The sequence below is a fragment of the Deinococcus proteolyticus MRP genome, from assembly GCF_000190555.1.
GTDB classification, from domain to species: Bacteria; Deinococcota; Deinococci; order Deinococcales; family Deinococcaceae; genus Deinococcus; species Deinococcus proteolyticus.
In genome coordinates, this window is record NC_015161.1 from 49,501 (window position 1) to 75,765 (window position 26,265).

Below are 26,265 nucleotides of genomic sequence, written 5' to 3' on the forward strand. Positions count from 1 at the left end.
CCCCACCGCGCCAGCGGCAAACGCCAGCCTAGCATGGGCCCGTACGCGTCCACAAGGCGCCTCACCTTGACTTCTCCAGGGGTGGCCCCTATCATTTTGAGGCCCCTGCTGGGGTGGCGGAATTGGTAGACGCGCACGCTTGAGGGGCGTGTGGTTCACACCGTGTGGGTTCAAGTCCCATTCCCAGCACCAGGCCCGGCCTACCGCTCCTCTGGTGGGCCTTTTTTTGGTCTGCGCCGGGACGCCGGGGTACGTCACCTATTTGTCAGCCTGCGCCGCCGTGTGCTACTCTCTTTCTCGCATTGCCGGCGCAAGCGTGGCGAGCGAGACTTGAACCTGGTCAGAGTCGGAAGGCAGCAGCCATAAGGGTTATCGTTCGGGTTCGTTGTTGCTTGGCAGTGCTTTTTTTGTGCCTTTTTCCAGCTGGCGCCATGCCCGCTGAACTCCGGTAGGGGTGAAATCCAATAAGCAACCAATAAGCAATAAAGGGAGGACAGTCCGCTTGGACCTGTCCTCCCCTCGCTTTTTGCCGCCTACTTTTCTCTGGCCTGGTAGTCTCCGCTTTTGCCGCCTGATTTGCTAAGCAGCCGCACGCTGTCAATCTCGACGGCCTTGCTGACCGCCTTGAGCATGTCGTACAGGTTCAGCGCTGCTACGGTGACGGCAGTCAGGGCTTCCATCTCCACGCCGGTTTGCCCAGTGGTGCGCACGGTGGCCACAATATGCACCCCCTGCGGTTCCAGCGTCAGTTCTACCCGGCTCCCGCTGATGGGTAGAGGATGGCACAGCAGTACCAGGTCGGCGGTGCGTTTGGCGGCCTGGAGGCCAGCCAGCTGCGCCACTACCAGCGGGTCGCCCTTGGGGGTGCGGCCCGCTTCGAGAGCGGCGCGGGCTTCTGGAGGCAGGCGGACCCAGCCCTCCGCGCTGGCTTCGCGCACAGTCACGGCCTTGTCCGACACGTCCACCATGCGCGGGCGGCCGTCCCTGAAGTGGGTCAGTTCGCTGTCGCTCACGCGGCTCAGTCCTGATCGCGGGAACTGTCACTGTCGGGCAGGTTCAGGCCGCGCAGCGCTGCGAAGGGGTTGTTGGCGTCGTCCCGCTTCTGGGCAGCGGCTTCTTCCGCTTCGACCGGCACGGCGGCGGCGTGCTCGCAGGTTCCCTCGTTGAGGTCTTGCCCACACACTTGGCACAGCCCCTTGCATTCGGGGTCATGCAGCACCACCAGCGGCACACTGACCAGCGCTGTCTCGGCCAGGAAACCGCTCAGGTCGAGCTGCGGCTCGCCGAACATCAGCAGTTCCTCACCACTTTCGGCTTCTTCGATATAGGGCGTCTCGACCGATGGGTCGAAGCGCATCAGCGTCCCCAGCTTAAGATCCAGCGGCAGTTCTACTGGGCGCAGGCAGCGGGCGCACTCGGTCTGCAGGGTAGGGCGGAAGTAGCCCTGCAGATAAAAGTCGTCGCCGCCGACACTGTTGATATCCACCCGGTAAGGGGCGGGTTCGGCAAAGGTCAGCAGCTGTTCGCCGCCTTGCTCATAGCGGAGCTCGGTCACCTCGCCCGCTGCGTGGGCGTCCTGGCCAGTACGTAGCAGCTGGCCCAGGTGGAGTTCAGGCAAAGAAGTCTTGTCAGTCATGTTGTCCATGATAGGCCGGGGCAGCCGGGTGGACTGAGCCGGGCTGCACGCTGGCCCATGCTTCTGCCGCGTGCCCTCCTACTGCCCCAAGCACTTCCGGGCAGTACGGAGCTCAGGCCAGTTCCACCACGCTGGCATCCGAAATGGTCAGCTTGTGGGTGCGCGGCACGGTCCGTCCGCCCCGCACCTGGGCGCGCAGGCCAATCAGGCAGTCCTGAAGCCGGGTCGGCAAGTTGAGAATCTTGGCTTCGGCGTCAATCACCGAATGCTCCACCTCGGCGCCGCGAATCTCGGTGCCGCTGCCCACACTGGTAAAGGGTCCGATGTAGGCGTCCTCGATGACCACGTTCTCGCCCAGCAGCACGGGGCCCACGATCTTGCTGCGCACCACGCGGCTGCTGGCCGGAATCTGCACCCGCCCGGTGATGCGGCTGCTCTCCACCTCTCCTTCGATAGAGGTTTCCAGGTGCTCCAGCAGCAGCCGGTTGGCATCCAGCAGGTCCTCAGGGCGGCCCGTGTCCTTCCACCAGCCTTCCACCTGCTGGCCAATCACCGGCTGCTCCGCTTCAATCAGGGCCTGAATGGCATCGGTAATCTCGTACTCTCCACGTGCCGACGGCTGCAGATGTTCCAGTACGTCGAACAGGCGCGGGGTAAAGCAGTAAAAGCCGGCCACAGCCAGATTGCTGAGTGGGTTCTTGGGTTTTTCCACCAGCCGGACGATGCGTTCGCCCTCCATCTCGGCCACACCGAAGGCGGTGGGGTCCGCCACCTCGACCAGGGCGATCAGGGCCTCGGGCTGCAACTCCTGAAAGCGCTGAACGTAAGGAGCGACGCCCCCTTCAAACAGGTTGTCCCCCAGATAAACACAGAAATTGTCCTCGCCGACCCACTCCCGCGCCGTCAGAACGGCGTGTCCCAGTCCCAGCTGCTGATGCTGATTGATCAAGGAGATGTCCATATCGCTGATCTGCTCGGTCACGTGTGCAATTTCGTCACGGGTAATGTCCGAGACGACCACACCTACACTCTCGATGCCGGCGTCACGGAGGGTTTGGATAGCGTGGTGGATGATTGGCTCACCTGCCACCCGCAGGACAGGTTTAGGACGTGTAAAGGTCAGGGGGCGCATGCGTGTGCCCAGACCAGCAGCCGGAATAATAGCTTTCATTCCTGCAAGTGTAGGCAGCAGGACAATGCAGCATGTGAAGATTTCTCTGCTAAGCACTTATGTGAGGACAGGGCCAAGGACAACATAAAAAAACCTCCGCCGAAGCGGAGGAAAAATGGTGACCCCAACGGGATTCGAACCCGTATCGCCACCTTGAAAGGGTGGTGTCCTAACCGTTAGACGATGGGGCCACACGCACAGCGAAGTCAGAATAACTTTTGCTGCCTTTCAAGGGGGTGCCATGCAGGCACCGGAAAATAGTAACACGGGTTTTTCGGTCCGTCAATAGCGAGTGGGGCTGCAGGTTTAGAGCTCGCGTAGGGCCGTCCAGAGCGGGGTTTACGGCTGCCTGAGCCTGGGGCCGGGTGTACTCAGCCGAGCTGGCGGGCAAGGGCTTTTGCTGGCTGCAGCAGGGCCATAATGTCAGCTATGGACTTCAATTCCTGGCGACCCGAAGACACTGCCCGGCGCTTTGCCATCATGTTCGCGACCAGCCTGGGAACCTTCGGGTGGCTGGCGGCTTGGCTGGCCTATGGGCAGAACGTCTGGATAGGGCTGCTGGCGGGGGTGGCGGTTGCTGCAGTGCTGTACTGGCCGCTGTACCTGATTCTGCGCCAGGTGTTCCGGCGCTGAGACTTCCCTGGCAAGTATTGATGTTTGGCCCGCAGTCGCCCTCGGGACAGGGGTGTTAGACTGTGCTCCACTGCGCGCCCTGAGCGCCCACTGGTGAAGTGGCCGGGGCACGAGGCGCAGGAAAGGAATCATCATGACCGACCAAGACCAACGCCAGCCTGCCGGCGAATCCCAGGCTGAGCCCCAGACCATGGCTGACCAGACTGCCGATCAGCAGCCCCAGAGCGGCCTGCAGGGTGATATGCCCCAGGAAGTGCGTGACGTACTGCCCGAATTGCAGGGCGAAATTGACGAAGACCAGGTGCTGGACGCCCAGGAAGGCGACAGCGACTTGGACGAGATGGACCTGGATACCGTAGAGACCGACGCGGCAGGTGCCGAGCAGTGGGCCGCCGATGCAGACGACGAAGACGTGGAATACGTGGATGTGGACGATCTGCTGGCCGTGATGGGTGACCTGCGCGAAATGCTTGAGGCCCAGTCCAAGGAAATCCGTGGCCTGCGCCGTGAGATGCGCGACCTGCGGGATGCTGTGGGCTCGGGCCGTCAGGGCGGGGCTCCTCGCCGTGACTTCGGCGGCCGTGATGGTGGCGGCTTCCGTCCGCGTGAAGACCGCGGCGGCCGTGACTTCGGTGGCCGTGATGGTGGCGGCTTCCGTCCGCGTGAAGACCGCGGCGGCCGTGACTTCGGTGGCCGTGATGGTGGCGGCTTCCGTCCGCGCGAAGACCGCGGCAGCCGTGATTTCGGTGGCCGTGATGGTGGCGGCTTCCGTCCGCGTGAAGACCGCGGCGGCCGTGACTTCGGTGGCCGTGATGGTGGCGGCTTCCGTCCACGTGAGGACCGTGGCAGCCGTGATTTCGGTGGCCGTGATGGTGGTGGCTTCCGTCCGCGTGAAGACCGTGGCGGCCGTGACTTCGGCGGTCGTAGCAGCGAGGAAACCTCTTTCCGCCCCCGCGCCCGCGCTGACCGTGGCTGGGGCAACCGTGGCGGCGACGAGTCCTGAACTGCGCCTACCGCGCTTCATGTGAGCGTGTTTTGACTGAAAGTGGCCCTGCGGGGCTGCTTTTTTTTGTCTTCTGGAAGCGCCGGCTCTGAGGGCATCTTTTGCTGGCTTCCCTGTCTGCTAGCGTGGAGGGCATGTCTCTGCGCACCACCCGCCAGCGAGAAGTGATCGCCCAGGTTATTGAGGAGGCCGAGGGTCCGTTAGGCGTGCCGGAAATCCATGGGCGGGCGCAGCAAACTCTGCCGCGCTTGGGCATTGCCACGGTGTACCGCACCCTGAAGTTGCTGACCGAACAGCGCCAGATTCACGCCATCGCGGTGGACGGCGAATCTCTGTACGAGCGAACCGGGCAGGGGCACCACCATCACTTCTCGTGTGAGCGTTGTGGCCGGGTCTTCACGCTCCACGTCTGCCCGGTGGACCTGCCGAGCGGAACAGTGTTCGCTGAGGGATTCGTGGTCCGCAGCCATGAGGTCACCCTCTATGGCCTGTGTCCGGCCTGTGCCCCTGGAGCTTGAGAGCACAGTTGAGCGTGCTGTCTCCGAATGGGGCCTGCCTGAGCAGGCTGCCACGCCTCCACGATGTGGGAGCAAACGCTGCCCGGCCACTCCTGGCAGCTGTTCCGAAGGGGCCAGCTCAAGTAGAGCCCAGCTCTATACAGCCCTTGAATATTCTGTCAGCGTTGCTGATGGTAGATCATGATTGTTCAGATTTTTGAGAAACAGGCTGACATTTCGTTATTAACTTCAAAATTTACCAGTCAAATTGAGCCCATTTGCTCCTTCAGCTCACCTTATTCTCATCATAGCGCATCTTTATTCATCCATCATGGAGCCCTCAATTCCATGAAGAAGAGCAAGGTTCCTGACGGAATCGTAAGGAGAGCACATGAAGAGACCTGAGCATTTTTTCCTGGCCCTGGCCGCAGCCACCTCCGGCTTCGCGGCAGCCTCTGCGCCAGCTGCCCCGGTGGGGATTGATGACCGAATCAACGCGGCGCTGGCGCCTGTCAGTAATGCTGTGGCCAGTACGGTGTTCTACTCGGTCCCGGTGGGGGGAGCCGACCTGCCTCTGATCGTGCTGTGGCTGATTACGGCCGCTATCATTTTCACTCTCTACCTCGGGTTCATTAACCTGCGGGGATTTCGCCACGCCATCGACATCGTGCGGGGCAAGTACGACAACCACTCCAGCGGTCCCGGTGAAGTCAGCCACTTTCAGGCCCTGACGGCTGCGGTGAGCGGCACGGTGGGCCTGGGCAATATCGCCGGGGTGGCCGTGGCCATCAGCCTGGGCGGCCCCGGTGCCACCTTCTGGATGATTGTTGCCGGCCTGCTGGGCATGAGCTCCAAGTTCGTGGAATGCACCCTGGGCGTGAAATACCGCCGTGAAAACCCCGACGGCAGCGTGTCGGGTGGGCCGATGTTCTACCTGTCACGTGGCCTGGCCGAGCGCGGCATGGGAGGCCTGGGTTCGGCACTGGCCGCCATCTTCGCCGTGGCTGCCATTTTCGGCAGCTTGGGCGGCGGCAACATGTTCCAGAGCAACCAGACCGTGCTGCAGCTGGTGTCCATCACTGGCGGCGACGCCAGCCCACTGGCTCCCTACAAGTGGCTGCTGGGCATCGTGATTGCCGGCATCGTGGGTTCGGTGATTATCGGCGGAATCAAGAGCATCGCCAACGTGACCGATAAGCTGGTGCCGTTTATGGCCGGCCTGTACGTGTTTGGTGGCCTGCTGGTGCTGTTGCTGAACGCCGGGCAGATTCCAGCGGCTATCAGCTCCATCATCTCCGGTGCTTTCAGTCCCGAAGGAGTCGCGGGTGGAGCCATCGGCGTGCTGATTCAGGGCATCCGCCGCGCCACTTTCTCCAACGAGGCCGGTATCGGCTCGGCCGCCATCGCCCACTCGGCTGTGAAGACCGACCGCCCCGTGACTGAAGGCTACGTGTCGTTGCTGGAGCCCTTTATCGACACGGTGGTTATCTGCACCATGACTGCGCTGACCCTGGTGGTTACCGGCGTGTACAAGAACCCCGACTTGTCGGGAGTCACCATGACCAGCGCCGCATTCAGCTCGGTGGTGCCTCAGTTCTCGTGGTTCGTGACCCTGGCAGTGATCCTGTTCGCCATCAGCACCATCATCACCTGGGCCTATTACGGGACCAAAGCGGTGGGCTATCTGACCGGCGAAAACAAGACCGCCATCTTGGCCTTTCAGGTGTTTTTCCTTATCGCTACCGTCATCGGTGCCAGCTTGGACCTGAATTCCATCATCGACTTCTCGGATTCCATGATCTTCGTGATGTCTATTCCCAACATCATCGGTCTGTACCTGCTGATGCCGGTGGTCAAGCGCGAACTGGCCGAGTACCGCGCCGACCTGAATTCCGGACGTATTCAGCGCACCGGCTGAACACCTCCTGCGCGCTGCCTACACAGCAAAAGCCCTCGCCTGAACGTGAGGGCTTTTGCTGTGTACACGCCTACCGGGCGTAGTCTGCCTCAGGGCAGGGTCAGGTCCAGGGCGTGTTCCTCCGGGGTTTCACCGCGCTGCAGCTGCACGGCCCGCACCATGTTCTGGTACATCAGGGCGCTGGTCAGTGGCCCCACGCCGCCCGGCACCGGCGTGATGGCCCGCACCACCTGAGCCACCGCCGGGTCGGCGTCGCCTACCACGCCGTCATCCGTCACGTTGATACCGGCATCAATGACAACGTGGTGCGGCTGCACCTGTTCGGGGCGCAGCAGGCCGCGCCGGCCCACCGCCACCACCACCGCGTCCTGCGGCCGCAGCAACTCGGTCAGGTCGCGGCTGTGCTCGTTGAGCAGAGTCACGGTCGCGCCGAAGTTGTTCAGCATCCATACCAGCGGGCGCCCCACCGTGCGGCCCGGCCCGATCACGGCGATGCGCCTGCCCCGCAGGTCGTTGCCGAAAGCCTGGCGCAGCAGGTAGCGGATACTGCGCGGAGTGGGCGGCAGCAGCACCGAGTTCTCCTGCCCGGCCGCCAGCCGGGAAAGGTTGGCCGGAGTAAGGCCCTCGATATCCTTGCGGCGGCTGAGGTGCAGGAAGCTGTCTACCGCGTCCAGCTGCGGGGCGAGCGGCAGTTCCAGCATGATGCCGTGCACGTCCGGGTCGGCCGACAGCCCGGCCAGGGTGCGGTCCAGCTCAGCCTGCGTGGCCTCTGCGCCCAGGTCCAGCACCTCGTAGCGCACGCCCAGCTTGCCAGCGCGGCGGGCCTTGGCCTGTGCGTACACCTGCGAGGCGGGGTCGTTGGAGGCCAGCACGCTGACCAGGCGCGGCGCAAATCCTTCCTGCGCCCAGCCCTCCAGGGCCCCGCTTACGTGGGCCAGCACCTGGGTGGCCAGTGGTTTGCCCTTCAGGCGGACTGGGCCTGCCGGTTGTACCGTATCTGCCGGCTGTACCGTATCTGTCATCTGTTCACGCTCCTGGCCCCAGCCTAATGCCGGACAGCTTCTAATGCCGGAAGTGCCGCGAACCGGTCAGCACCATGCTGATGCCCAGCTCATCGGCGGCGGCAATCACTTCGGGGTCGCGCTTGGCCCCGCCCGGCTGGACGATGGCCGACACGCCGGCCTGCCCGGCCAGGCGCACCACGTCATCAAAGGGGAAAAAGGCTTCGGACGCCATCACGGCTCCCTGGGCCGCCTCACCCGCGTTGGCGGCAGCACGCTCGGCGGCCCAGATGCGGCTGACCGCTCCGGCTCCGATACCCACCGTGATTCCGGCGCGGGCCAGCACGACAGCGTTGGAACGGGCGTATTTAGCGACTTCCCAGGCAAACCGCAGGTCCGCCCACTGGGATTCGCTGGGCTGGGTTGCCGTCACCACTTCGGGGCACAGGTCGTCCCAGCGGCGCAGGTCGCGCTCCTGCACGGCAAAACCGCCGCTCAGCGGACGCACGTCCAAACGGCCGGCTTCGGCACTGGCTGCCACCAGCACGCGCAGGTCGGGCTTCTTGGCGGCGAACCATTCCACCGCCTCGGCGCTGACCGCCGGGGCAATCAGCACTTCCAGAAAGGTGCCGTGAAAGCTCCGGGCCGCTTCCAGGTCCACCGGGCCGCTGACGGCCACCACCCCGCCGAACACGCTGAGGGTGTCGGCGTCGCGGGCCTGGGTCCAGGCCTGGGCCACGCTGCCGCCCAGAGCCACGCCGCAGGGGTTGGCGTGCTTGACGGCCACGCAGGCCACCTGGCCGCTGTGGCTGGCAGCCAGCTCGGCGCACAGGGCCCAGGCGGCGTCGGCGTCGGCGTAATTGTTGAAGCTCATCGGTTTGCCGGCGACCACCTGGGCGTCCAGCACCGGCCCCCGCTGCTCGCCCCAGCGGTAAATGGCTCCCGCCTGGTGCGGGTTCTCGCCGTAGCGCACCTCGTGGGCGCGGTGCAGGTCCAGGCTGAGGTGCGCGGGGAGTGCCGCATCTGCCGGTTCTGGCTGCCCCTGCTCCCCACCACCCAGATAAGCCGTGATGGCGGCGTCGTAGGCGCTGGTGTGCGCGTAGGCCTTGGCTGCCAGGCGGCGGCGGTCGGTGCGGCTGACTTCGGCCTGCAGGGCCAGCGGGTAGTCGGCGGGGTCCACCAGAATCAGCACCGACTCGTGATTCTTGGCCGCCGAGCGAATCATGGCTGGTCCGCCGATGTCGATGTTCTCGATCACCTCAGCGTCGGGTGCACCGCGGGCCACGGTCTCGCGGAAGGGGTAGAGATTCACGCAGACCAGGTCGATGGTGCCGATGCCGTGCTCCGCCAGCTGTGCCAGGTGCCCGCTCTCGCGCCGGGCCAGCACGCCGCCGTGAATGGCCGGGTGCAGGGTCTTGACCCGGCCGTCCAGCATTTCAGGGAAGCCGGTCAGGTCGCTCACGGCGCGGACGGGCAGGCCCGCTTCCTCCAGCACTTTCAGCGTGCCGCCGGTGCTGACCAGTTCCCAGCCAGCGCCGTGCAGCTGCCGGGCAAAGTCGGTGATTCCGGTCTTGTCGCTGACCGAAAGCAGGGCGCGTCTTGTGTTCATGGGGTTCCTCCTGAGGGGCGCAGGCACGCGGCAGGCAGCAGCGTGAAGCGACATGAAAAAGCGGATGGCTCCCCCGCAGGGGAATACCATCCGACCCAGGCGCGCGGCCTCCCTTGATTTCTCGCAGCTTCCCCGTGGTGGTCCACGTCGCGGCGCCAGTCACTGCGAGCTCTGAGGCCTAATTTACCCTATGAAGGGCGGGTGTGGGAGCTTCAGTTCGCGTTGCCCGAACCGTCGGGGCTGGGCATACCGGTGCTGAGCACATTGGTGCTAGGCATATCGGCGCTGGAAGCTGACGCCTGTCCCTGCGCGCCAGTCGCGGCGCGGGTGATTTCGCCCTGGCCGCCCATCAGTTCGTCCAGCTGGGCCAGCACACTGCGCTCCTTTTCGCTGACCTGTTCGCCGCCTATGCCCAGGAAACCGCCTTCCTTGGCCGCCTCGGCCACGCGCTGGGCGATGGTCCGCAGCATGGCGCGGTAGCTCTGGGCGTCTTCAGGGCTGGCTTTGCTGTCGACCAGCCACAGCGCCTGGCGCACGCCTTCCAAGGAGCGCTCCACGGCTTCTTCCATGTTGGTGATACGGCCCTGGTCGTCCTGCTTGAGTCCTTCAGGCGGGCCGGCCACCAGGTCGGCGGCGATGGCTTCCAGCAAAGGGGTGCGGGGCTGCTTGCCGACTTCCTCGCGCACGCCCTTTACGATGGCGCCCATCTCGGCCACCAGGCCGGTTACGCCGCTGGGGCTGGCCGCCACGATGGCCGCACCCGCATTGCCGGCGCCGGTCATCACTTTCATCCACTCTTCGTTGCTGAACCGGGACTTGATGCTTTCGTTGGTCATACCTGCACCCTAGGGTCAGCCTGGGCAGCACCGCGTAAGAGGGACTAGCGAAAGTGTTTAGAGATACGGTTGGCAGCAGGTGTGCCGGCAGTCAGTGCTGCCGGGGCCACTGCTCGGGCACCGGGTCGTGACCGCCAGGAAACAGCGGATTGCAGCGGAAAAAGCGCCAGAAGGCCAGCCAGCCTCCCTTGACCGCCCCGTGCCGCTGCAGGGCCGTCACCGCGTAGCCCGAGCAGGTGGGGCTGAAGCGGCAGGTGGGCGCGGGCTTGCGCGGCGACACTTCACGCTGGTACCAGCGCACCGCCCGAATCAGCAGGGCAGCCACCGGGCCAGTGGTGGGGCCGGGGCCGGGTGGGGGGGCGCTCACGGCCGGTCTTCCCGCTTCCCAGCTCCACGGCTGCCCCCCTGCCGCTTGCCGCCCCCCTTATTCCCCTTGACCCGCGCCGGCACCTGCGCCATCGCCCCGGCCAGAGCCTCTTGCAGCTCGGAGAAGGAAACGTGCAGCGCGGCTTCTGTAGGGAAGAGAATGCCCCGGCAGGCTGGTAGGGCCTGGGCGTGGGGGCTCTGAGGCAGGGTCCGCAGGGCCTCACGCACGCGGCGGCGCACCCGGTTGCGGTCCACGGCGTGCTTGAGCACCTTTTTGGGCACCACGATGCCGATGTGGGCTGCAGGGCGCCAGGGCTGGCCGTAGCGTGGGCGGTAGTCGGTGACCTTCAGACTGAACAGCGGATGCCGCAGCCCACTGCCCAGCCGCCGCACCCGGCGAAATTCCCGCTCCCCCTTCAATGACTGCAGCGCCACCGCACGTCTGTGCAGGGCGCTGCTGGTCGGTGGGGGGCTGGTCTGTTCGTTCGCTTCAGACACAGCCGCCTCCGGGGTTACTGCTCGTCGCTGACGGTCAGGCGGGCGCGGCCCTTGGCGCGGCGGCGGGCCAGAATGTTGCGGCCGGCTTTGGTCTTCATACGGGCGCGGAAACCGTGGGTCTTGGCGCGCTTGCGGCGGTTGGGTTGGTAGGTACGCTTCATGAATTCTCTCCTTGGGCTTTCGCCCGCGTTGGATTTGCCGGCTGGGGGCCAGCAGTGCGCAGCTCTTTGGCCTGCTGTACCTCGGGTGCCCGGCTGGGCACGTGCGAGGTAGGGCGGGGGGGCTGGCGCCGAATCCGCGTGACCCTCGGGCCTGCGCGGACTGCCCCTTTGACCCTGGCGGCCAGTGCCGTTCAGGGACCCGTGAGGGCAAACTGGCAAAGAATATCACACCACGGCTCCGGATATCTGTGGTCCTGGATATCTGTAGGTTTGCGTGTCTGTGAGCCTGGGCAGCGGTGCCCGGTGCCCTTTGCTGGGGCGGTCAGCAGCCGAGCTCAGCCGGGCTGTGCAGCGCCCCCTGAGGTCACCTGCACGGGGCCCTGTTCGGTCACGATCCAGTGCAGTGGGACATCGTGCACCTCGTGGGGCAGTTCATCCAGCAGCAGGGCCGAGTGGGTCACGCCGATGGTCGGGCCACTGAAACCCGCCAGAAAGCGGTCGTAAAAGCCGCCCCCGTAGCCCAGGCGGAAGCCGGCGCGGTCGAAGGCCAACGCAGGCAGGACCACGGCGTCAATCTCGCCGGGCGGCACCTGCGGCGTGTCCCTGGGCGGCTGACGCACTCCCAGCGGGCTGATTTCACTGGCGGTGGCCCACTCGTGAACCGTCATGTGGCGCTCCGGGCGCACGCGGGCGCGGGTGGTCAGCAGCCGGAAGTCCTGCGCCAGGGCGCTCAGGTCCGGTTCGCCGGGCAGGGCGTGGTAGGTCAGCACGCTCACCGCGCCCAGCCGCCGCAGCAGAGCGGCCGTATGTTCGGCCACTGCGGCCGATACGTCCGGCTGGGCAGCGCGCTGCTGGTGGGCCCACTGGCGCCACGCGGGCTTGCTGGCATACGGCGGCAAAAAAGGCATTGACATGTTCCCATGATTGCAGAGGTGGTCCGGAAGGCCCGGACACAGACATATGGCCATCCACACAGCGGTCCATAAGGTTCCTGCCAATGATATGATTCTTAAGAGAAGCTTCAGGAGCAGGATTTTGCAAGGGTGGAACTGGATCAGGCGAAGTGGGGGAAGAAGGGATGACAGCAGAGCAGACGAGACATTCCATCCTGCTGGTAGACGATGACGCCAATGACCGCGAGCTGGCGCAAATCGTCTTTTCCGAGCTGGCTGCCGAGTCGGGGGACCGGGCGAACGTGCAGATTCTGTCGGGTGGGCAAGAAGCCCTGGACTTTCTGTCGCGTCAGGCCGCGCAGCCGGGGCAGCTGCCCGACGTGGTCCTGCTGGACCTGAACATGCCCCAGATGGACGGCCTAAGCGTGCTGCAGGCCATTCGCGGTAACCCTGCCACCGCCACGCTGCCGGTGGTGATTCTCAGCACCAGCCGCGAGCGCTCGGACGTGCAGCGGTCGTATACCCTGGGCGCCAACGCCTACGTGGTCAAGCCGCTGGACTACGACCACTTCCACCGCACCATTGCCAGCGTGCTGGACTTCTGGACCGGGCAAAATCAGGTGAACCGCTGACTCCGCAGGGCTGAGTGGGCTGCGGCCGGGCAGGGCGTGACTGTGTGGGGTGCAGCTGGACATAAACGCCCACACAACTGCCGCTCCACGCTTTGCGGCCGGCGCGGCGGCATAGTGCCTGCATGATGAACATCTGGCTGGGCTGCGGAGGCTACTCCAACGACGACTGGACCGCTGAGGGCCTGATTTACGAGGGCGTGAAAAAGGACGCCTACCTCCAGACCTACGCCGAGCATTTCGCAGCTGTGGAGCTCAACAGTTCCTTTTACGCCATTCCGGGGATCAAAGCCTTTGAGGGGATGGTGCGGCGTGCCGGCGGGCGCGACTTCCGCATGGCAGTGAAGCTGAACCGGGTGTTTACCCATGACCGTGCCCCGCAGGACAGCGACTTCGACCGGATGCTTCAGAGCCCGGAGCCGCTGCGTGACGCCGGCATGATGGGGCCTTATCTGGCACAGTTTCCCTATTCCTTTCACCGCACCCGCGAGAACCGGCTGTACCTGGCCGAACTGACCGAGCGTTTTGCCGGGCACGAGCTGGCGGTAGAGGTGCGCCACGCCAGCTGGGACCGCCCCGAGGTGCGTGAAGGCATGGCCGAATACGGGGTCATCTGGGTCAGTCCGGATTACCCGCCGGTGGGCGGTATGCCCGAGCCGCAGGTCCACGTGACCGGCGAAGTGGGGTATCTGCGCCTGCACGGCCGCAACGAGGGCAGCTGGTGGGAAGGTCAGAGTGCTGCTGAGCGCCACGACTACCGCTACAGCCGCGCCGAAATGGACGAATGGGCCGAGAAAATCGCACTGGTGGAGGGTGACCTCAGCGAACTGTACGTGTTTTTCCAGAACACCACCAAGGGACATGCCCTGCACAACATCCCGATGCTGCGTGAAGCCCTGGAGGCCCGTGGCCTGAGCGTGATAACCCCGCAGCCGGCAGATACGGGGCGGCTGCTGTAGTCGGGTCTCCCGCTGCCAGGTCTCCTGCTGTCAGGTGTCTGTGTCCGGCAGTCCTGAGGCCAGCCGTGCCTCCATCCGCTTGAGGCTGGACACGATCAGGAAAGCCACCACCACCATCAGCGTCCAGGCCAGCCATTTGTTCCACTCCACGGGTTGCCAGCCACCCCGCTGGTGTGGGTACACCCAGGCACCCAGCAGGGTCCCTAGGTTCTCGGCTGCCCAGACAGTCAGGCCAATCAACCCGAACGAGGCCAGCAGCGGCATCTGCAGCCGCCGCCCCAGCAGGGTGAACTCGACCCGCGTGCGGGCGTAGGCCAGCGCCAGCAGCGCCGAGATGACCCAGCGCAGGTCAGGGCCGTAGTGGTGGGTAAAAAAGTTCAGATAGGCCGCCCCCGCCAGTGCGACCTGCGCCCACAGCGGCGGGGCACCGTGCAGGGCCAGGTCCAGCCGCCGCCAGGCCTGCGCCATATAGCTGCCCACGCTGGCATACATGAACCCGGCGTACAGCGGCACCCCGCCCACCACGCTCAGGCCAGCGGCGTCGTAGCTCCAGCTGCCGTGCCGCACCTTGAACACTTCCAGCGTGAAGCCCAGCAGGTGAAACAGGCCCAGCGCCGCCGCCTCGCGTGCCGTCTCGAAACGGGTCAGTAGCAGCCCCGCTTGCACCAGCAGCACGCCCAGCAGCATGGCGTCGGCGCGGGCCAGCGGAAAGCCGGGCGGCAGCCGGTCGGACAGGGCCAGCAGCCCCACCACCAGCACCGCGAAGAGGCAACACAGCGCCTGAATTCGCACGAATTCCAGCAGCAGCGCGCCGGCGCCGTGGCAACGTGAGCCTCTAGTCATGGGTGGCCACTCGGTGTCTACTAGTCACTCGGTGTCTACCAGTCACTTGGTGTCTAGTCCAGGGCGTCCAGCACGTCGTCCGGCACACCGGCCACCGCCTGGTCCAGCACCTCTATCCCGGCTCCTGCCCGGTGCCCCAGTTCGCTGAGGGTGCGCTTGTAGTGCCGTGCGCCGTGCTGCCCGGCGAACAGGCCCAGCGTGGATTTGGTGAGGTGGTGGAAGCTCTGCCCCTCGGCCAGTCCCTGCACCACGTAGGGCCGGAAGCGGGCCAGCACCTCGCGGCGGGTGGGTGGAGACGCGTCCTCCCCAAAGATGTCCTGGTCCACGCGGGCCAGCAGGTAGGGCGTCTGGTAGGCGGCGCGGCCCACCATCACCCCGTCGGCCCAGGTCAGGTGCTCCTGCGCCTGTGCCAGCGTCTGCACGCCGCCGTTCAGGGAGATGGTCAGCTCCGGGAACTCGGCCTTCAGCTGCTCCACCAGCTCGTAGCGCAGCGGCGGAATCTCCCGGTTCTCCTTGGGGCTGAGGCCTTTCAGCCACGCCTTGCGGGCATGCACGATAAAGGTGCGGCAGCCCGCCCCGGCCACCGTCTCCACGAAACGGCGCAGGTCCATGTAGTCTTCTTGGTCATCAATTCCGATGCGGTGTTTGACCGTGACTGGCAACCGGGTGGCTTCCTGCATGGCCGCCACGCACGCGGCCACCACGTCCGGCGTGGCCATCAGGCAGGCCCCGAACGCCCCACTCTGCACCCGGTCGGAGGGGCAGCCACAGTTCAGATTCACCTCGTCGTAGCCCCAGTGCTCGGCCAGCGCGGCGCACTCGGCCAGGGCCGCCGGGTCGCTGCCGCCCAGTTGCAGTGCCAGCGGATGCTCAGCTGCTCCGAAATCCAGGTGCCGCGCCCGGTCCCCGTGCAGGACAGCGCCTGTGGTGACCATTTCGGTATACAGCAGCGCCCGGCTGGTCAGGCAGCGGTGAAAAGCGCGGCAGTGCCGGTCGGTCCAGTCCAGCATGGGAGCCACGGAAAAGCGGTGCCCGGGCAGCGAATGCACGGGCGGCAGGCTGGAGGTGGGAGCGGAGGAAGGCGGCAGGCTCATGCGTCCAGCAGTGTAACGCCCAGCCGGTCAGGGCACCGGAAGCTTCATCCTCAGGCGGGCCTGCCCACTTCTGAAGGCCCGCTCTCCTGAAAGAAGCCTGTTAGACCGTGAACGCCACTCTGGGCGCAATGAGAAGTCTGAAGCCCGCTCCATCTGGCCTGTCAGGCTGGAACCACCAAACGTGTTTCAGATTTCAAATTGCTAGAGTGGGCTTCGCCTGCACCGGGGCCAAATCCGGCCTGCGGTGTCGGGCCTGCGGCTGACTGCCTCCTCTTTACTGAAAGGGACCAAGACATGGACAATATCTCCCCACTGGCCAAGACCCTCGCTGAATCCAACGGTATCGACTGGCGTGCTATCCAGGGCAGCGGTGCCGGCGGCCAGATCGTCGAGCAGGACATCATCAACTATCTGACCCGCGTGATGAGCGGTGAGGAAGAGCCGCCCGCCACTCCGGTGGACCTGCCTCCGCCAGACTGGACCGGTGACGAACTGCCTGCCGGTATGAGCGCCGAGATGCTCAGCCAGGCCGGTGTGGAATCCGATATTGCCGCGCTGGTAAACCAGGCTCCGCTGGCCCAGGCACCGGCCAGCCAGCAGATGGCCCAGGACCTGAGCAGCCAAGGCGCCACGCTGGAAGAGGACGAGTTCGAGCTGGACCTGGAAGACGAGCCTGCCGCACCTGTTGCCGCAGAGCCTGTCAGCACAGAGCCTGTCGTCACAAACGAAGTGGCCCCGGCTCCTGCCGCGTCGCAGCCGGCCGCTACGGGCGGACTGGGCGGTCTGCTCTCGCAGCTGTACCAGTCCCCTGCATCTCAGGCGCCAGCACCCCAGGTTCCGGCACCCCAGGCCCCCGAAGTGGCTGCCACCCCGGCCTATGGTCAGCCTGCCGGGTTCTCGCAGGGCGGCACCGGTCAAGGCGGTTATGACCGGAGCGCTTATGGCCAGAGTGATGATGGTCAGGGCAGCTCCGAGCCGGCCTACGCCGAACAGACCGCCCCCCAGACCGAGCAGACTGCCGTGCAGGACACCACCGAGCCGGCCTACGCTCAGGCCGAGGCCACCCAGCCCACCGCTTCGGATGCGCTCCGCTTCACCGACAGTCAGGACGCTGCTGGGGACATTCGCCAGCAAGCGGCCGAGCCGGCTGTGGCTGCTGTCAGCGAAGTGTCCAGCCAGAGCGCCGACGTGGAGACGGCAGCGTCTGCCGCTGTGGAGACTGCTGTGATGGTCCCGGCCCCTGCAGAGCAGCCCGAGCAGGCCGCCCCTGCACTGGCCGCCCCTGCACCGGCTGCCCCCGCTGCCCGCCCCGAGCAGGCCGTCTGGTTCGGCGTGTACCTGCGCCGCGACGCCGACCTGCAGGCGGCGTCGAACCTGCGTGACCAGTTGAACGCAGCCCTGGGCCAGGACGTGCCGTTCTCGCTGCTGGTGGCCCGCGCCGCGCAGCAGCATGCCGGAATGCTGAACCTGAGCGCCGTCGCCATTCAGGACGTGTACTCGCACCGCGCCCGCTCGGTGGGTGCCCCCGGTGCGGGCCTGCGTGACGCGCTGAGCGCCATTGACCGCGACCACGAGGGCGGAGCCGACCTGCTGGTGGTGAACGCCGGCACCTTCGACCTGGATGAGCTGCACTACCCGGACGCCGTGACCCTGTCGCTGGGCCGCGTGGTGGACGGCCGCGCCGCCCTGAGCCTGAACGGCAATGTGGACACCGCCCAGGCCGCCGAGTTCCTGGCCGCTGTGGCCGGCAGCCTGGAAGCCCCGGTCTCGCTGATTGTCTGAGTCGCTGCCGGCCCCGTGTGCGGGCCGCAGCCGCTTTGACCTATACTCAGGCACGGTGTCATGCGCCGTGCTTTTTTTTGGCCGCGCTTTTGGCCATGCCTGGGAGCGCAGGAGCGCGTGACCGCAGAAGGGGAGGCAGCCAGCACGGCTTTCTCCGCCCGACTGCCCAAACAAGAGGAGGGCTGAAATGCCTGGAATTGCAATTATTGGCGCCCAGTGGGGCGACGAAGGCAAGGGAAAGATTACCGATTTCCTGGCGCCCGAAGCCGGCTACGTGGTCCGCTATCAGGGCGGGGCCAATGCCGGCCACACCGTGACCGCGAAAGGCCAGACCTTCAAGCTGAACCTGCTGCCCAGCGGTGTGCTGCACGAGGGCACCGTGAGCGTGCTGGGCGACGGCATGGTGATTGACCCGGACAAGTTCCTGGCCGAGCGCCAGAGCCTGATTGACGGCGGACTGAACCCCGACCTGCGAATTTCCGACCGCGCTCACCTGGTGCTGCCGCACCACAAGTACGTGGACGGCCGCAAGGATTTCGTGGGCACCACAGGCAAGGGAATTGGCCCGGCTTACGCCGACCGCGCCCGCCGCGTGGGCATTCGCTTCGGTGACCTGGCCGACGACAGCGTGCTGCGCGAGCGTCTGGAACGGCTGCTGGAAGCCAAGCCCAACTCCACCCGTGAGGCGGGCTGGGACAGTGTGGCGACCGCCTTTGAGGCCATGCAGCCTATTCGGGAGGCTCTGCTGCCTTTTGTCCACGACACCGGCTCGCTGCTGCGCGCAGCCATCAAGCAAGGCGAAAATGTCCTCTTCGAGGGCGCCCAGGCCACTCTGCTGGACCTGAACTACGGCACCTATCCCTTCGTAACCAGCTCTCACCCGACGGTCGGCGGTGTGCTGGTGGGCGCCGGCGTCAGCCACAAGGCGCTGAACCGCGTCTACGGGGTCGCCAAAGCCTTTAACACCCGCGTGGGCCACGGCCCCTTCGTGACCGAGGTCTTCGGTGACGAGGAAATTCTGCGTCTGCGCGGTGACGGCTCCAACCCCTGGGACGAGTTCGGCACCACCACCGGCCGCCCCCGGCGGGTCGGCTGGCTGGACCTGGAACTGCTGAAATATGCCGTAGAAGTCAACGGGCTGGACGGGCTGGTCATCAACAAGATGGATATTCTCAGTGGTCTGGAGACGGTGCCGGTGTGCGTGGGCTACGGCAGCGAAGGCCAGCCCATCATGCGGCAGATGAAAGGCTGGGCCAGCACCGAGGGGGCCCGCAGCCGCGCCGACCTGCCGGCAGAAGCCCAGGCCTACTTGGACCTGATTGAGGAAGTCACCGGCTGCCCCGTGGTCATCTTCTCGTGTGGGCCTGCCCGCGAACAGACCTACGGCGCCGTGAGCTGGGGCTGAGGAGAAGGGCATTGAGTAGCGCACCAGACAAAATCACGCTGCCGGGCGCAGCGGCCCAGGCCGAGCTGGAAGTGCCGGGTCTGGCCGACCTGACCCACAGCTGGCTGTCAGCCATCGGAGAGGACCCGCAGCGCGAGGGGCTGCAGCGCACCCCGCACCGGGTCGCCAAGGCCTGGGCCTACATGACCGAGGGCTATGGGCAAACGCTGGCGGACGTGGTGGGCGAGGGCGTATTCGCCGCCGAGGGCAGCGAAATGGTGATCGTCAAGGACATCGAGTTCTACTCGATGTGCGAGCACCACATGCTGCCTTTTTACGGCCGTGCCCACGTCGCCTACATCCCGGACGGCAAGATTCTGGGTCTGAGCAAGTTTGCCCGTATCGTGGACCTGTACTCGCGCCGTTTGCAGGTGCAGGAGCGCATCACCACCCAGGTGGCCGAGGCCGTCGAGGAACTGCTGCAGCCCAAGGGCGTGGCGGTGCTGATGGAAGGCGTCCACCTGTGCATGGCGATGCGCGGCGTGCAGAAGCAAAACTCCAGCACCACCACCTCGGCCATGCGGGGCCTGTTCCGCACCGACCCCCGCACCCGCGCCGAGTTCATGAGCGCGGTGCAGGGCACGCTGCGTAGCCGCTGACGCCATATCGGTACGTCAAAAAGGGCCCCGGTGCAGTGAGTTCCCGGGGCCCTGCCGACTTGCGCTGCCGCGCCGCTGGTCTAGCGCACGCGGACGCGCAGGGTCATCTTGTGGGTCTGGCCAGGAGCCAAAGCCCCCAGGTTCCAGCGGACATTGGTGTATTCGCTGGGCTGCACCTGCACGCGGCGGGTCACGGCCTTGCCGTTTTCAGTCACGGTCACGTTGCGGAACAGCGGCGCCTTGCCAAAGGTCTTGCCACCGTCGAAGGAGTACTCGGTGACGGCGTTGCCCGTGCCGCCCGAGGACGCCACGAACACGGTGCCGGCCGGCACCGGCAGGCTGGGGCGCACGTTGTTCAGAGGCGTACGCCCCACGTTTTTGGCGCTCAGGTCGTACTGAATCATGTCGCCGGGGCGCACGCGGCTGGCGTCGGGGTTCAGACGCTCGCTGGGTTTGCCGTCCGCACCGCGCACATTGGTGACCAGAAAGTCGTTCAGGACCAGCTGCACCGGGCTTTGCTGGGTTTGCTGTGCGCTGGTGGTCGCCGGAGCGGAAGCGGTCTGGGCCAGCGCTGGGACGCCCAGGCCAAGCAGGGCAGGAATCAACAGGAATTTTTTCATTGGAAACCTCCGGTAATGCTGGAGAGTGAAGCTCAAAAACGTGCAGGAGACGGAGAACTTCTGAGAGGACCAGTGTAAAAGGGGAACGCTTACGAGATACTGACCTGGCACCGTCCAGGCCGCTTCCATGCGACTTTCATCAAAGCTCTCCTTTTGCGTCAGCTGGCTGCAGGCCACCGTTACAAAGGCGGCCGTTCGTGGCTGTCATGATGTCGGGCACAAGTTCACCGCAAACCAGCATCCACAGACCAGCATCCGCATACCAGCAAATGGAACCAGCGGCCGAGAACAGAGGGGCCAGCAACGGTGCCCCAGGAGCAAGGGGCCGGGAACAATGGGAGAGACGAACATCATGACCAGCAAAGTAACCCGTTACAGCCGCTTCGAGGGCGAACTGGACAGCCTTGAGGCCTCCGAACTGATGCAGATGATTCAAGAAGCCCTGCTGGGCCAGGGGTTCAACGACCCCTACGACCCTGACCCGAATGCGCGGCCCAGCATGGACGACCTGTTCGACGCGATTCTGGAAGCGCTGGCCGAGCGGAACATGATTCCCGAAGAGCAGCTTTTGGAGGCGCTCCAGGCCGACGACATCAGCCAGACCCAGATCGGGCAGCAGATTGAGCGCCTGATGGACAAGCTGCAAGAAGAGGGCTTTATCCGCAAGGAGTTCGGGGATGACGGCCAAGGCGCGGGCACGGCGGGCGGCGCAGGCGACGCGACTTTTCAGCTCACCGACAAGAGCATTGATTTCCTGGGCTACAAATCGCTGCGCGACCTGATGGGCGGCATCGGGCACTCGGGCGCTGGCTCGCACGACACCCGCGACTATGCCAGCGGCATCGAGATGTCGGGCGAGCTGAAGAACTATGAGTTTGGTGACACGCTCAACCTCGACACCACCGCTACGCTGGGCAACGTGATGGGCAAGGGGTTTGACCAACTGGAAGAATCCGACCTGGTGATTCGGCAGGCCGAATACCACTCGTCGGCGGCCACCGTGGTGATGCTGGACTGCTCGCACTCCATGATTCTGTATGGCGAAGACCGCTTCACGCCCGCCAAGCGGGTGGCGTTGGCACTGGCCCACCTGATTCGCACCCAGTATGCGGGCGACACGGTCAAGTTCGTCCTCTTTCACGACTCTGCTGAGGAAGTGCCTGTGAGCAAGCTGGCACAGGCGCAAATTGGGCCGTACCATACCAACACGGCGGGCGGGCTGCGGCTGGCGCAGCAACTCCTCAAGCGCGAGAACAAGGACATGAAGCAAATCGTGATGATTACCGACGGCAAGCCTTCCGCGCTGACCTTGCCGGACGGCCGCATCTACAAGAACCCGTATGGCCTGGACCCCTACGTGATGGGCGCGACCCTACGTGAAGTTGCCAACTGCCGCCGCAGCGGGATTCAGGTGAACACCTTCATGCTGGCGCAGGACCCCGACCTGCTGGCCTTTGTGCGCCGGGTGGCCGAAATGACGCGCGGCAAGGCCTACTTCACCACACCTGAGAACATCGGCCAGTACGTGCTGATGGATTTTGTGGCGAACAAGACCAAACTGGTGAATTAGGGCTAAGGGTCAAAAAGTCTAAAGGTCTAAGGGTCTAAGGTCGCAAAAGCAGTCGTGCCCTTAGACTTTTCGACCTTTTGACCTTTAGACTTCTAAGCCAAATGCCAGGCGCACCTACCACCGACACCCTTCAGAAGCTCTTCCATCCCATCACCAAGGCCACTGGGCAGGCCATCGGTGATTACCGCATGATTGAAGAGGGGGACCGCATCATGGTGTGCCTGTCGGGCGGCAAGGACAGCTACACGCTGCTGGACGTGCTGCTACACCTGCAAAAGCGTGCGCCCGTGCGGTTTGAGGTGGTGGCGGTCAACCTGGACCAGGGCCAGCCAGGATTCCCCAAAGACGTGCTGCCGCGCTACCTCAGCGAGCTGGGCGTGCCGCACGATATTCTCACTGAAGACACCTACAGCGTGGTAAAGGAAAAGATTCCCGAAGGCAAAACCACCTGTAGCCTCTGCAGCCGCCTGCGCCGGGGCATCCTATACGCGCACGCCCGCCGCCTCGGGGCCACCAAGATTGCGCTGGGCCACCACCGCGACGACATCCTCGAAACGCTGTTCATGAACATGTTCTTCGGGGCGCGGCTCAAGGCGATGCCGCCCAAGCTGCAAAGCGATGACGGCACCAACGTGGTGATTCGCCCGCTGGCCTACGTCCCCGAAAGCCAAATCATCGCCTACGCGGGGGCCAGGGGCTTTCCCATCATTCCCTGCAACCTCTGCGGCAGCCAGGAAAACCTGCAACGCAAGGTGGTGGGCGAAATGCTGGAAGGCTGGGAGCGCGAACATCCGGGCCGCCTGAACAACATCCTGCGCAGCCTGACCCGTGTGACGCCAAGTCACCTGCTGGACGCCGAACTGTACGACTTCGCCAGCCTGAGCGTGCAGCCTGCGGAGGGTGATAGGGGCTTTGACCACGAGGACTACCCAGAGCGCGAGTTCCTGAGTGGCCTGAGCGAATTGCAGATGCTGGGGTAGGAGGTCTAAGGGTCGAAAAGTCTAAGTGTCTAAGGGCAAAAGTGCTTTTACTTCGACCCTTAGCCTGGTAACACTACGCAGGCAAGACCCTCTCCGCGCAGGAAGGCGGCGAGCTGAACGAAGGGGCCTTCCGAGCTGCCTACTGGCCACCATTGACAACTTCGGGAACTGGTAAATCTCTTCCGATGGAATCCACGTACGCGGGGATGACATCCGAACGAAGTGAGTAAGAAACAGTGCGGGTTCTGCGGTATGGACATAGATTCGGTGCTTTTCCGGCTCTATGGGAATAAAGCGGAATCCGTATCGCATAGGGTAGAGGGCTGGCAAGTCTGGCCCTCTGCCTTTTTCCATTCCGCACCTTCCAAGCGGTAAACTGCTTCTATGTCACAACCTAAGAACCTCAGTCTGGAGCTGAAGGAACTGGTCGCCCAGATGCAGGCGCGGCGCACCCATGTGGAGCAGGGCGGCGGCCCGGACCGGCTCGCCAAGCAGAAGCAGGGCGGCAAGATGACGGCCCGCGAGCGTATCGAGTACCTGCTGGACGAGGGCAGCTTCCTGGAAATGTCCACCTTCGTGGAGCACGGCCGCAACCGCCTGATGGACGGCGTGGAGGCTCCCGGCGAAGGCGTGGTGACGGGGCGCGGCACCATCGGCGGGCGGCAGGTGTTCGTGTTCAGCCAGGATTTCACCGTGCTGGGCGGCTCGCTGGGCAAGATGAACGCCGCTAAGGTGGTCAAGGTGATGGACCTGGCCGCCAAGACGGGCTGCCCCGTCATCGGCCTGAACGACTCGGCAGGAGCGCGGATTCAAGAAGGTGTGGACAGCCTCAGCGGCTACGGCGAGATTTTCTACCGCAATGCCATCTACTCGGGCGTGGTGCCGCAAATCAGCGCCATCCTGGGGCCGTGCGCGGGGGGTGCAGTGTACTCACCCGCCCTGACCGACTTCATCCTGATGAGTAAGGGCAGCAGCTACATGTTCATTACCGGGCCGGAAGTCATCAAGTCGGTCACCCGCGAGGATGTCACCTTTGACCAGCTGGGCGGCGCGAGCGTGCATGGACGCAAGTCCGGCGTGGCCCACCTGGCTCTGGAAGGCGACGCGGCTGTACTGGACGGGATCAAGGCGCTGCTGGGCTACCTGCCGCAAAATGCCCGCGAGCAGGCCCCCCGCGCCGAGGTGAGCGACCCGCCCACCCGTGAAACTCCCGAACTGCTGGAGATGGTCACGCCTGACCAGACCCGCCCCTACGCCATGCACGGGGTCATCGAGACGCTGGTGGACCAGGGCAGCTTCCTGGAAATCCAGCCCGACTGGGCCAAGAACATCATCGTGGGCTTCGCGCGGCTGAACGGTGAAAGCGTGGGTATCGTCGCCAACAACCCCAAAGTCATGGCCGGTTCGCTGAACATCGACGCGTCCGACAAGGCCGCCCGCTTTATCCGCACCTGTGACTGCTACAACATTCCCATCCTGACGCTGGTGGACGTGACCGGCTTCCTGCCGGGCGTGGGCCAGGAACACGCCGGCATCATTCGGCACGGGGCCAAAATGCTGTACGCCTACGCCGAAGCCACCGTGCCCAAAATCACCCTGATTACCCGCAAGAGCTACGGCGGCGCCTACCTCGCCATGAACAGCCGCGACATGGGTGCGGATGTGGTGTACGCCTGGCCCACCGCTGCGGTGGCCGTGATGGGCGCGGAAGGTGCGGCCAACATCGTGTACCGCCGCGAAATCCAGAACTCGGAGAACCCGGAAGCCACCCGCGCCGAGAAAATCCGTGACTACAAAGAAGCCTTCGACAACCCTTACGTGGCGGCCGGCAAGGGTTACATCGACGACGTGATTCCGATGGAAACCACGCGGGCACAACTGATTCAGACCTTTGCCATGCTGAAGGACAAGCAGGAGCAGCGCCCCTTCCGCAAGCACGGCAACATCCCGCTTTGAGCGCAGGTTGGCGCTGAGCATTCCTCTAAGCCTCCGTATGCATGTTTATCCCTTGTCAGGAAGCGTTCATGCGGGGGCTTGTCGTGGCGTCATATCTGCAATTGCCGCCCGGCAAGGGTGAGCCCTTCTGGACGCCTAGAGCCGTTGCCTCCAGTTCCCCAGTCTCCACTCCCAACAGCCTTATCTTTATGCAAGAAGCAGAGTAATTTTGTGCTGGCAACGCAGTTTGAGGGGGTTGGCTGACAAACGGCTGACATACCCTGCCTAGACTCGCCGCATGAACTTGCCCCGTAAAACCTGGCTGATGGCCCTGCCCCTGACTGCCCTGCTGTTCGCCTGCACCGAGCAGACCACCAGCAAAACCACCACCGACGGCAACACCACCACGACCGTCAGTGAAACCACCACGGCGCCGGACACCACGGCCGCTGCTTCGGCCGTGCAGGAAGCCGGCGACACGGCCAGTGCTGCCGCCGCTTCGGCCGGCCAGGCTGTAGACGACGCCGCGACGGGCGCCGGTGCGGCCCTGGGCCTGAACGCTCCCAAGGCTCCCTATGCCGACGGCAGCCTGACCGGCGCCGGTGCCTCGTTCCCTTACCCGCTGTACTCCAAGATGTTCGACGAGTACGCCAAGGAAACCGGCGTGAGCGTGAACTACCAGTCGGTGGGCTCGGGCACCGGCCAGAAGCAGATTATTGCTCAGACCGTGGACTTCGGCGCCAGCGACAACGCGATGGATGACGAAAAGCTGGCCAGCGCTCCTGGCAAGATTGCCCACATCCCCATGGCCCTGGGTGCTGTGACCGCCACCTACAATGTTCCCGGCCTGGCCGAGGGCACCGAACTCAAGATGACCGGCCCCGTGCTGGCCGACATCTACCTGGGCAAAATCAAGACCTGGAACGACCCCGCCCTGACCAAGATCAACGAGGGCGTGCAGCTGCCCGCGCTGCCCATTACCGTGGCCCGCCGCTCGGACTCCTCGGGCACCACCGCCGTGTTCACCGACTACCTGAGCAAGGTCAGCCCCGAGTTCAAGGAAAAAGTCGGTAGTGCCAACTCGGTGAACTGGACCGTGGGCAGCGCCGCCAAGGGCAACGACGGCGTGGCCGGCCTGGTGCAGAACACCCCCGGCTCCATCGGCTACATCGAGGAAGCCTACGCCAAGCAGAACAACCTGCCCATGATGGCCATGGAGAACGCCGCTGGCGAGTTCGTGAAGCCCAGCCTGGAAGGCGTGACCGCCGCCGCCGCCGCTTCCGAACTGCCCGAAGACATGCGCGGCAGCGTGACCAACGCCGAGGGCGCTGGAGCCTACCCGATGGCCTCCTACACCTACTTGCTGGTCTACCCCGAGCAGAACTACGCTGGCCGTGACAAGGCCCAGGGCGAGCGCCTCCAGCACCTGCTCCAGTGGATGCTGACCAGCGGCCAGGGCTACCACGAGGGCCTGAGCTACGCCAAGCTGCCTGACGCCGTGCGCGACCGCGCCCTGGAAACCGTGAACGGCATGACCTTCGACGGTCAGCCCATGAACCCTATGCAGTAAGCCTAGGGCTCTAGGCTT

26 protein-coding genes, 2 tRNA genes, 1 other RNA gene and 1 riboswitch are annotated in these 26,265 nt (G+C 64.8%); of the genes, 15 read left to right on the top strand and 14 right to left on the bottom strand.

The features are described 5' to 3' along the window. Nucleotides 1-107 precede the first annotated feature (107 nt). Nucleotides 108-192 (top strand) — tRNA-Leu (locus DEIPR_RS00250). A 111-nt stretch (nucleotides 193-303) separates the two neighbouring features. Beyond that, nucleotides 304-400, top strand: an RNA gene (ffs, locus tag DEIPR_RS00255) — signal recognition particle sRNA small type. A gap of 133 nt (nucleotides 401-533) precedes the next feature. Here ffs and moaC read toward each other — a convergent pair. From moaC to DEIPR_RS00275, 4 genes are all read right to left on the bottom strand, one after another. Continuing rightward, nucleotides 534-1,013, bottom strand: a complete 480-nt coding sequence (gene moaC / locus DEIPR_RS00260; RefSeq protein ID WP_013613830.1) for a cyclic pyranopterin monophosphate synthase MoaC — start codon at nucleotides 1,011-1,013, stop codon at nucleotides 534-536. A 5-nt stretch (nucleotides 1,014-1,018) separates the two neighbouring features. Next, entirely contained in the window at nucleotides 1,019-1,636 is a 618-nt protein-coding gene (locus tag DEIPR_RS00265) for a YceD family protein (protein ID WP_013613831.1), read from the bottom strand. Nucleotides 1,637-1,748: 112 nt separating this feature from the next. Further along, entirely contained in the window at nucleotides 1,749-2,807 is a 1,059-nt protein-coding gene (locus DEIPR_RS00270; RefSeq protein ID WP_013613832.1) for a glucose-1-phosphate thymidylyltransferase, read from the bottom strand. 116 nt (nucleotides 2,808-2,923) lie between these two features. After that, nucleotides 2,924-2,998, bottom strand: a tRNA-Glu gene (locus tag DEIPR_RS00275). A 238-nt stretch (nucleotides 2,999-3,236) separates the two neighbouring features. Here DEIPR_RS00275 and DEIPR_RS00280 point away from each other — a divergent pair. From DEIPR_RS00280 to DEIPR_RS00295, 4 genes are all read left to right on the top strand, one after another. Further along, nucleotides 3,237-3,440, top strand: coding sequence for a hypothetical protein (locus DEIPR_RS00280; protein ID WP_041221868.1), 204 nt, complete (start codon nucleotides 3,237-3,239; stop codon nucleotides 3,438-3,440). A gap of 133 nt (nucleotides 3,441-3,573) precedes the next feature. Then, on the top strand, nucleotides 3,574-4,443 hold the full coding sequence (locus DEIPR_RS00285; RefSeq protein ID WP_013613834.1) for a hypothetical protein: 870 nt from the start codon (nucleotides 3,574-3,576) through the stop codon (nucleotides 4,441-4,443). Between the two features lie 134 nt (nucleotides 4,444-4,577). Next, nucleotides 4,578-4,961, top strand: coding sequence for a Fur family transcriptional regulator (locus tag DEIPR_RS00290; RefSeq protein WP_013613835.1), 384 nt, complete (start codon nucleotides 4,578-4,580; stop codon nucleotides 4,959-4,961). A 370-nt stretch (nucleotides 4,962-5,331) separates the two neighbouring features. Continuing rightward, entirely contained in the window at nucleotides 5,332-6,858 is a 1,527-nt protein-coding gene (locus tag DEIPR_RS00295; RefSeq protein ID WP_013613836.1) for an alanine/glycine:cation symporter family protein, read from the top strand. A gap of 89 nt (nucleotides 6,859-6,947) precedes the next feature. On the opposite strand, the gene DEIPR_RS00300 is transcribed toward DEIPR_RS00295, so the two are convergent. From DEIPR_RS00300 to DEIPR_RS00330, 7 genes are all read right to left on the bottom strand, one after another. Continuing rightward, nucleotides 6,948-7,880: a bifunctional 5,10-methylenetetrahydrofolate dehydrogenase/5,10-methenyltetrahydrofolate cyclohydrolase gene (locus tag DEIPR_RS00300; protein WP_013613837.1), complete on the bottom strand. Its 933-nt coding sequence runs from the start codon at nucleotides 7,878-7,880 to the stop codon at nucleotides 6,948-6,950. 40 nt (nucleotides 7,881-7,920) lie between these two features. Then, entirely contained in the window at nucleotides 7,921-9,468 is a 1,548-nt protein-coding gene (purH, locus tag DEIPR_RS00305) for a bifunctional phosphoribosylaminoimidazolecarboxamide formyltransferase/IMP cyclohydrolase (RefSeq protein ID WP_013613838.1), read from the bottom strand. An 86-nt stretch (nucleotides 9,469-9,554) separates the two neighbouring features. Further along, a riboswitch (ZMP/ZTP riboswitch) is annotated at nucleotides 9,555-9,641 on the bottom strand. 39 nt (nucleotides 9,642-9,680) lie between these two features. Beyond that, nucleotides 9,681-10,304 carry a tol-pal system YbgF family protein gene (locus DEIPR_RS00310; RefSeq protein WP_013613839.1) on the bottom strand — a complete coding sequence of 208 codons (624 nt, stop codon included), beginning with the start codon at nucleotides 10,302-10,304 and terminating at the stop codon, nucleotides 9,681-9,683. Between the two features lie 91 nt (nucleotides 10,305-10,395). Further along, the gene (gene yidD / locus DEIPR_RS00315) at nucleotides 10,396-10,671 is read right to left on the bottom strand and encodes a membrane protein insertion efficiency factor YidD (RefSeq protein ID WP_013613840.1); all 276 of its coding nucleotides are present in this window, start codon (nucleotides 10,669-10,671) and stop codon (nucleotides 10,396-10,398) included. Further along, entirely contained in the window at nucleotides 10,668-11,168 is a 501-nt protein-coding gene (gene rnpA / locus DEIPR_RS00320; RefSeq protein ID WP_013613841.1) for a ribonuclease P protein component, read from the bottom strand. The genes yidD and rnpA overlap by 4 nt, the downstream gene beginning before the upstream one ends. 14 nt (nucleotides 11,169-11,182) lie before the next feature. Next, entirely contained in the window at nucleotides 11,183-11,329 is a 147-nt protein-coding gene (rpmH, locus tag DEIPR_RS00325; RefSeq protein WP_013613842.1) for a 50S ribosomal protein L34, read from the bottom strand. Nucleotides 11,330-11,664: 335 nt separating this feature from the next. After that, nucleotides 11,665-12,243 (bottom strand): 5-formyltetrahydrofolate cyclo-ligase, encoded by a 579-nt coding sequence (locus tag DEIPR_RS00330; RefSeq protein ID WP_041221870.1) that lies wholly within the window; start codon nucleotides 12,241-12,243, stop codon nucleotides 11,665-11,667. A gap of 164 nt (nucleotides 12,244-12,407) precedes the next feature. Here DEIPR_RS00330 and DEIPR_RS00335 point away from each other — a divergent pair, with 164 nt between their 5' ends. Next, nucleotides 12,408-12,854 (top strand): response regulator, encoded by a 447-nt coding sequence (locus DEIPR_RS00335; RefSeq protein WP_013613844.1) that lies wholly within the window; start codon nucleotides 12,408-12,410, stop codon nucleotides 12,852-12,854. Between the two features lie 125 nt (nucleotides 12,855-12,979). Then, complete coding sequence (locus tag DEIPR_RS00340) at nucleotides 12,980-13,810, top strand: DUF72 domain-containing protein (RefSeq protein WP_041222124.1); 831 nt, start codon at nucleotides 12,980-12,982, stop codon at nucleotides 13,808-13,810. 30 nt (nucleotides 13,811-13,840) lie between these two features. Here DEIPR_RS00340 and DEIPR_RS00345 read toward each other — a convergent pair whose 3' ends face one another. Both DEIPR_RS00345 and dusA read right to left on the bottom strand, forming a co-directional pair. Further along, a complete protein-coding gene (locus tag DEIPR_RS00345; RefSeq protein ID WP_013613846.1) occupies nucleotides 13,841-14,653 on the bottom strand; it encodes a DUF817 domain-containing protein in 813 nt (270 codons plus the stop codon). A 53-nt stretch (nucleotides 14,654-14,706) separates the two neighbouring features. Further along, complete coding sequence (gene dusA, locus DEIPR_RS00350; RefSeq protein WP_013613847.1) at nucleotides 14,707-15,747, bottom strand: tRNA dihydrouridine(20/20a) synthase DusA; 1,041 nt, start codon at nucleotides 15,745-15,747, stop codon at nucleotides 14,707-14,709. A 294-nt stretch (nucleotides 15,748-16,041) separates the two neighbouring features. On the opposite strand from dusA, the gene DEIPR_RS00355 reads away from it, so the two are divergent. The 3 genes from DEIPR_RS00355 to folE all read left to right on the top strand — a co-directional run bounded on the left by DEIPR_RS00355 (nucleotide 16,042) and on the right by folE (nucleotide 19,572). Beyond that, on the top strand, nucleotides 16,042-17,529 hold the full coding sequence (locus DEIPR_RS00355; protein ID WP_013613848.1) for an E3 binding domain-containing protein: 1,488 nt from the start codon (nucleotides 16,042-16,044) through the stop codon (nucleotides 17,527-17,529). Between the two features lie 187 nt (nucleotides 17,530-17,716). Beyond that, nucleotides 17,717-18,934: an adenylosuccinate synthase gene (locus DEIPR_RS00360; protein ID WP_013613849.1), complete on the top strand. Its 1,218-nt coding sequence runs from the start codon at nucleotides 17,717-17,719 to the stop codon at nucleotides 18,932-18,934. Nucleotides 18,935-19,005: 71 nt separating this feature from the next. Continuing rightward, nucleotides 19,006-19,572, top strand: coding sequence for a GTP cyclohydrolase I FolE (folE, locus tag DEIPR_RS00365; RefSeq protein ID WP_148231841.1), 567 nt, complete (start codon nucleotides 19,006-19,008; stop codon nucleotides 19,570-19,572). Nucleotides 19,573-19,652: 80 nt separating this feature from the next. Here the strand turns inward: folE and DEIPR_RS00370 are convergent, their stop codons facing one another. Beyond that, the gene (locus DEIPR_RS00370; RefSeq protein WP_013613851.1) at nucleotides 19,653-20,192 is read right to left on the bottom strand and encodes a DUF11 domain-containing protein; all 540 of its coding nucleotides are present in this window, start codon (nucleotides 20,190-20,192) and stop codon (nucleotides 19,653-19,655) included. A gap of 352 nt (nucleotides 20,193-20,544) precedes the next feature. Here DEIPR_RS00370 and DEIPR_RS00375 point away from each other — a divergent pair, with 352 nt between their 5' ends. The 4 genes from DEIPR_RS00375 (at nucleotide 20,545) to pstS (ending at nucleotide 26,247) form a co-directional block, all read left to right on the top strand. Next, nucleotides 20,545-21,762, top strand: a complete 1,218-nt coding sequence (locus DEIPR_RS00375; RefSeq protein WP_041222130.1) for a vWA domain-containing protein — start codon at nucleotides 20,545-20,547, stop codon at nucleotides 21,760-21,762. Nucleotides 21,763-21,863: 101 nt separating this feature from the next. Next, a complete protein-coding gene (gene ttcA, locus DEIPR_RS00380) occupies nucleotides 21,864-22,742 on the top strand; it encodes a tRNA 2-thiocytidine(32) synthetase TtcA (protein ID WP_013613853.1) in 879 nt (292 codons plus the stop codon). A gap of 384 nt (nucleotides 22,743-23,126) precedes the next feature. Then, nucleotides 23,127-24,698: an acyl-CoA carboxylase subunit beta gene (locus DEIPR_RS00385; RefSeq protein ID WP_013613854.1), complete on the top strand. Its 1,572-nt coding sequence runs from the start codon at nucleotides 23,127-23,129 to the stop codon at nucleotides 24,696-24,698. Nucleotides 24,699-24,975: 277 nt separating this feature from the next. Continuing rightward, a complete protein-coding gene (gene pstS, locus DEIPR_RS00390) occupies nucleotides 24,976-26,247 on the top strand; it encodes a phosphate ABC transporter substrate-binding protein PstS (protein ID WP_013613855.1) in 1,272 nt (423 codons plus the stop codon). Nucleotides 26,248-26,265: the final 18 nt, after the last annotated feature.

Coding starts and splice junctions, on each gene's coding strand:
- DEIPR_RS00370 (WP_013613851.1), bottom strand. CDS start 20,192: ATGAAAAAATTCCTGTTGATTCCTGCCCTGCTTGGCCTGGGCGTCCCA.
- rpmH (WP_013613842.1), bottom strand. CDS start 11,329: ATGAAGCGTACCTACCAACCCAACCGCCGCAAGCGCGCCAAGACCCAC.
- DEIPR_RS00295 (WP_013613836.1), top strand. CDS start 5,332: ATGAAGAGACCTGAGCATTTTTTCCTGGCCCTGGCCGCAGCCACCTCC.
- DEIPR_RS00330 (WP_041221870.1), bottom strand. CDS start 12,243: ATGTCAATGCCTTTTTTGCCGCCGTATGCCAGCAAGCCCGCGTGGCGC.
- ttcA (WP_013613853.1), top strand. CDS start 21,864: ATGCCAGGCGCACCTACCACCGACACCCTTCAGAAGCTCTTCCATCCC.
- DEIPR_RS00265 (WP_013613831.1), bottom strand. CDS start 1,636: ATGACTGACAAGACTTCTTTGCCTGAACTCCACCTGGGCCAGCTGCTA.
- DEIPR_RS00385 (WP_013613854.1), top strand. CDS start 23,127: ATGTCACAACCTAAGAACCTCAGTCTGGAGCTGAAGGAACTGGTCGCC.
- DEIPR_RS00375 (WP_041222130.1), top strand. CDS start 20,545: ATGACCAGCAAAGTAACCCGTTACAGCCGCTTCGAGGGCGAACTGGAC.
- DEIPR_RS00335 (WP_013613844.1), top strand. CDS start 12,408: ATGACAGCAGAGCAGACGAGACATTCCATCCTGCTGGTAGACGATGAC.
- DEIPR_RS00300 (WP_013613837.1), bottom strand. CDS start 7,880: ATGACAGATACGGTACAGCCGGCAGATACGGTACAACCGGCAGGCCCA.
- dusA (WP_013613847.1), bottom strand. CDS start 15,747: ATGAGCCTGCCGCCTTCCTCCGCTCCCACCTCCAGCCTGCCGCCCGTG.
- DEIPR_RS00355 (WP_013613848.1), top strand. CDS start 16,042: ATGGACAATATCTCCCCACTGGCCAAGACCCTCGCTGAATCCAACGGT.
- DEIPR_RS00270 (WP_013613832.1), bottom strand. CDS start 2,807: ATGAAAGCTATTATTCCGGCTGCTGGTCTGGGCACACGCATGCGCCCC.
- DEIPR_RS00310 (WP_013613839.1), bottom strand. CDS start 10,304: ATGACCAACGAAAGCATCAAGTCCCGGTTCAGCAACGAAGAGTGGATG.
- DEIPR_RS00345 (WP_013613846.1), bottom strand. CDS start 14,653: ATGACTAGAGGCTCACGTTGCCACGGCGCCGGCGCGCTGCTGCTGGAA.
- purH (WP_013613838.1), bottom strand. CDS start 9,468: ATGAACACAAGACGCGCCCTGCTTTCGGTCAGCGACAAGACCGGAATC.
- DEIPR_RS00340 (WP_041222124.1), top strand. CDS start 12,980: ATGAACATCTGGCTGGGCTGCGGAGGCTACTCCAACGACGACTGGACC.
- DEIPR_RS00290 (WP_013613835.1), top strand. CDS start 4,578: ATGTCTCTGCGCACCACCCGCCAGCGAGAAGTGATCGCCCAGGTTATT.
- DEIPR_RS00280 (WP_041221868.1), top strand. CDS start 3,237: ATGGACTTCAATTCCTGGCGACCCGAAGACACTGCCCGGCGCTTTGCC.
- DEIPR_RS00285 (WP_013613834.1), top strand. CDS start 3,574: ATGACCGACCAAGACCAACGCCAGCCTGCCGGCGAATCCCAGGCTGAG.
- pstS (WP_013613855.1), top strand. CDS start 24,976: ATGAACTTGCCCCGTAAAACCTGGCTGATGGCCCTGCCCCTGACTGCC.
- DEIPR_RS00360 (WP_013613849.1), top strand. CDS start 17,717: ATGCCTGGAATTGCAATTATTGGCGCCCAGTGGGGCGACGAAGGCAAG.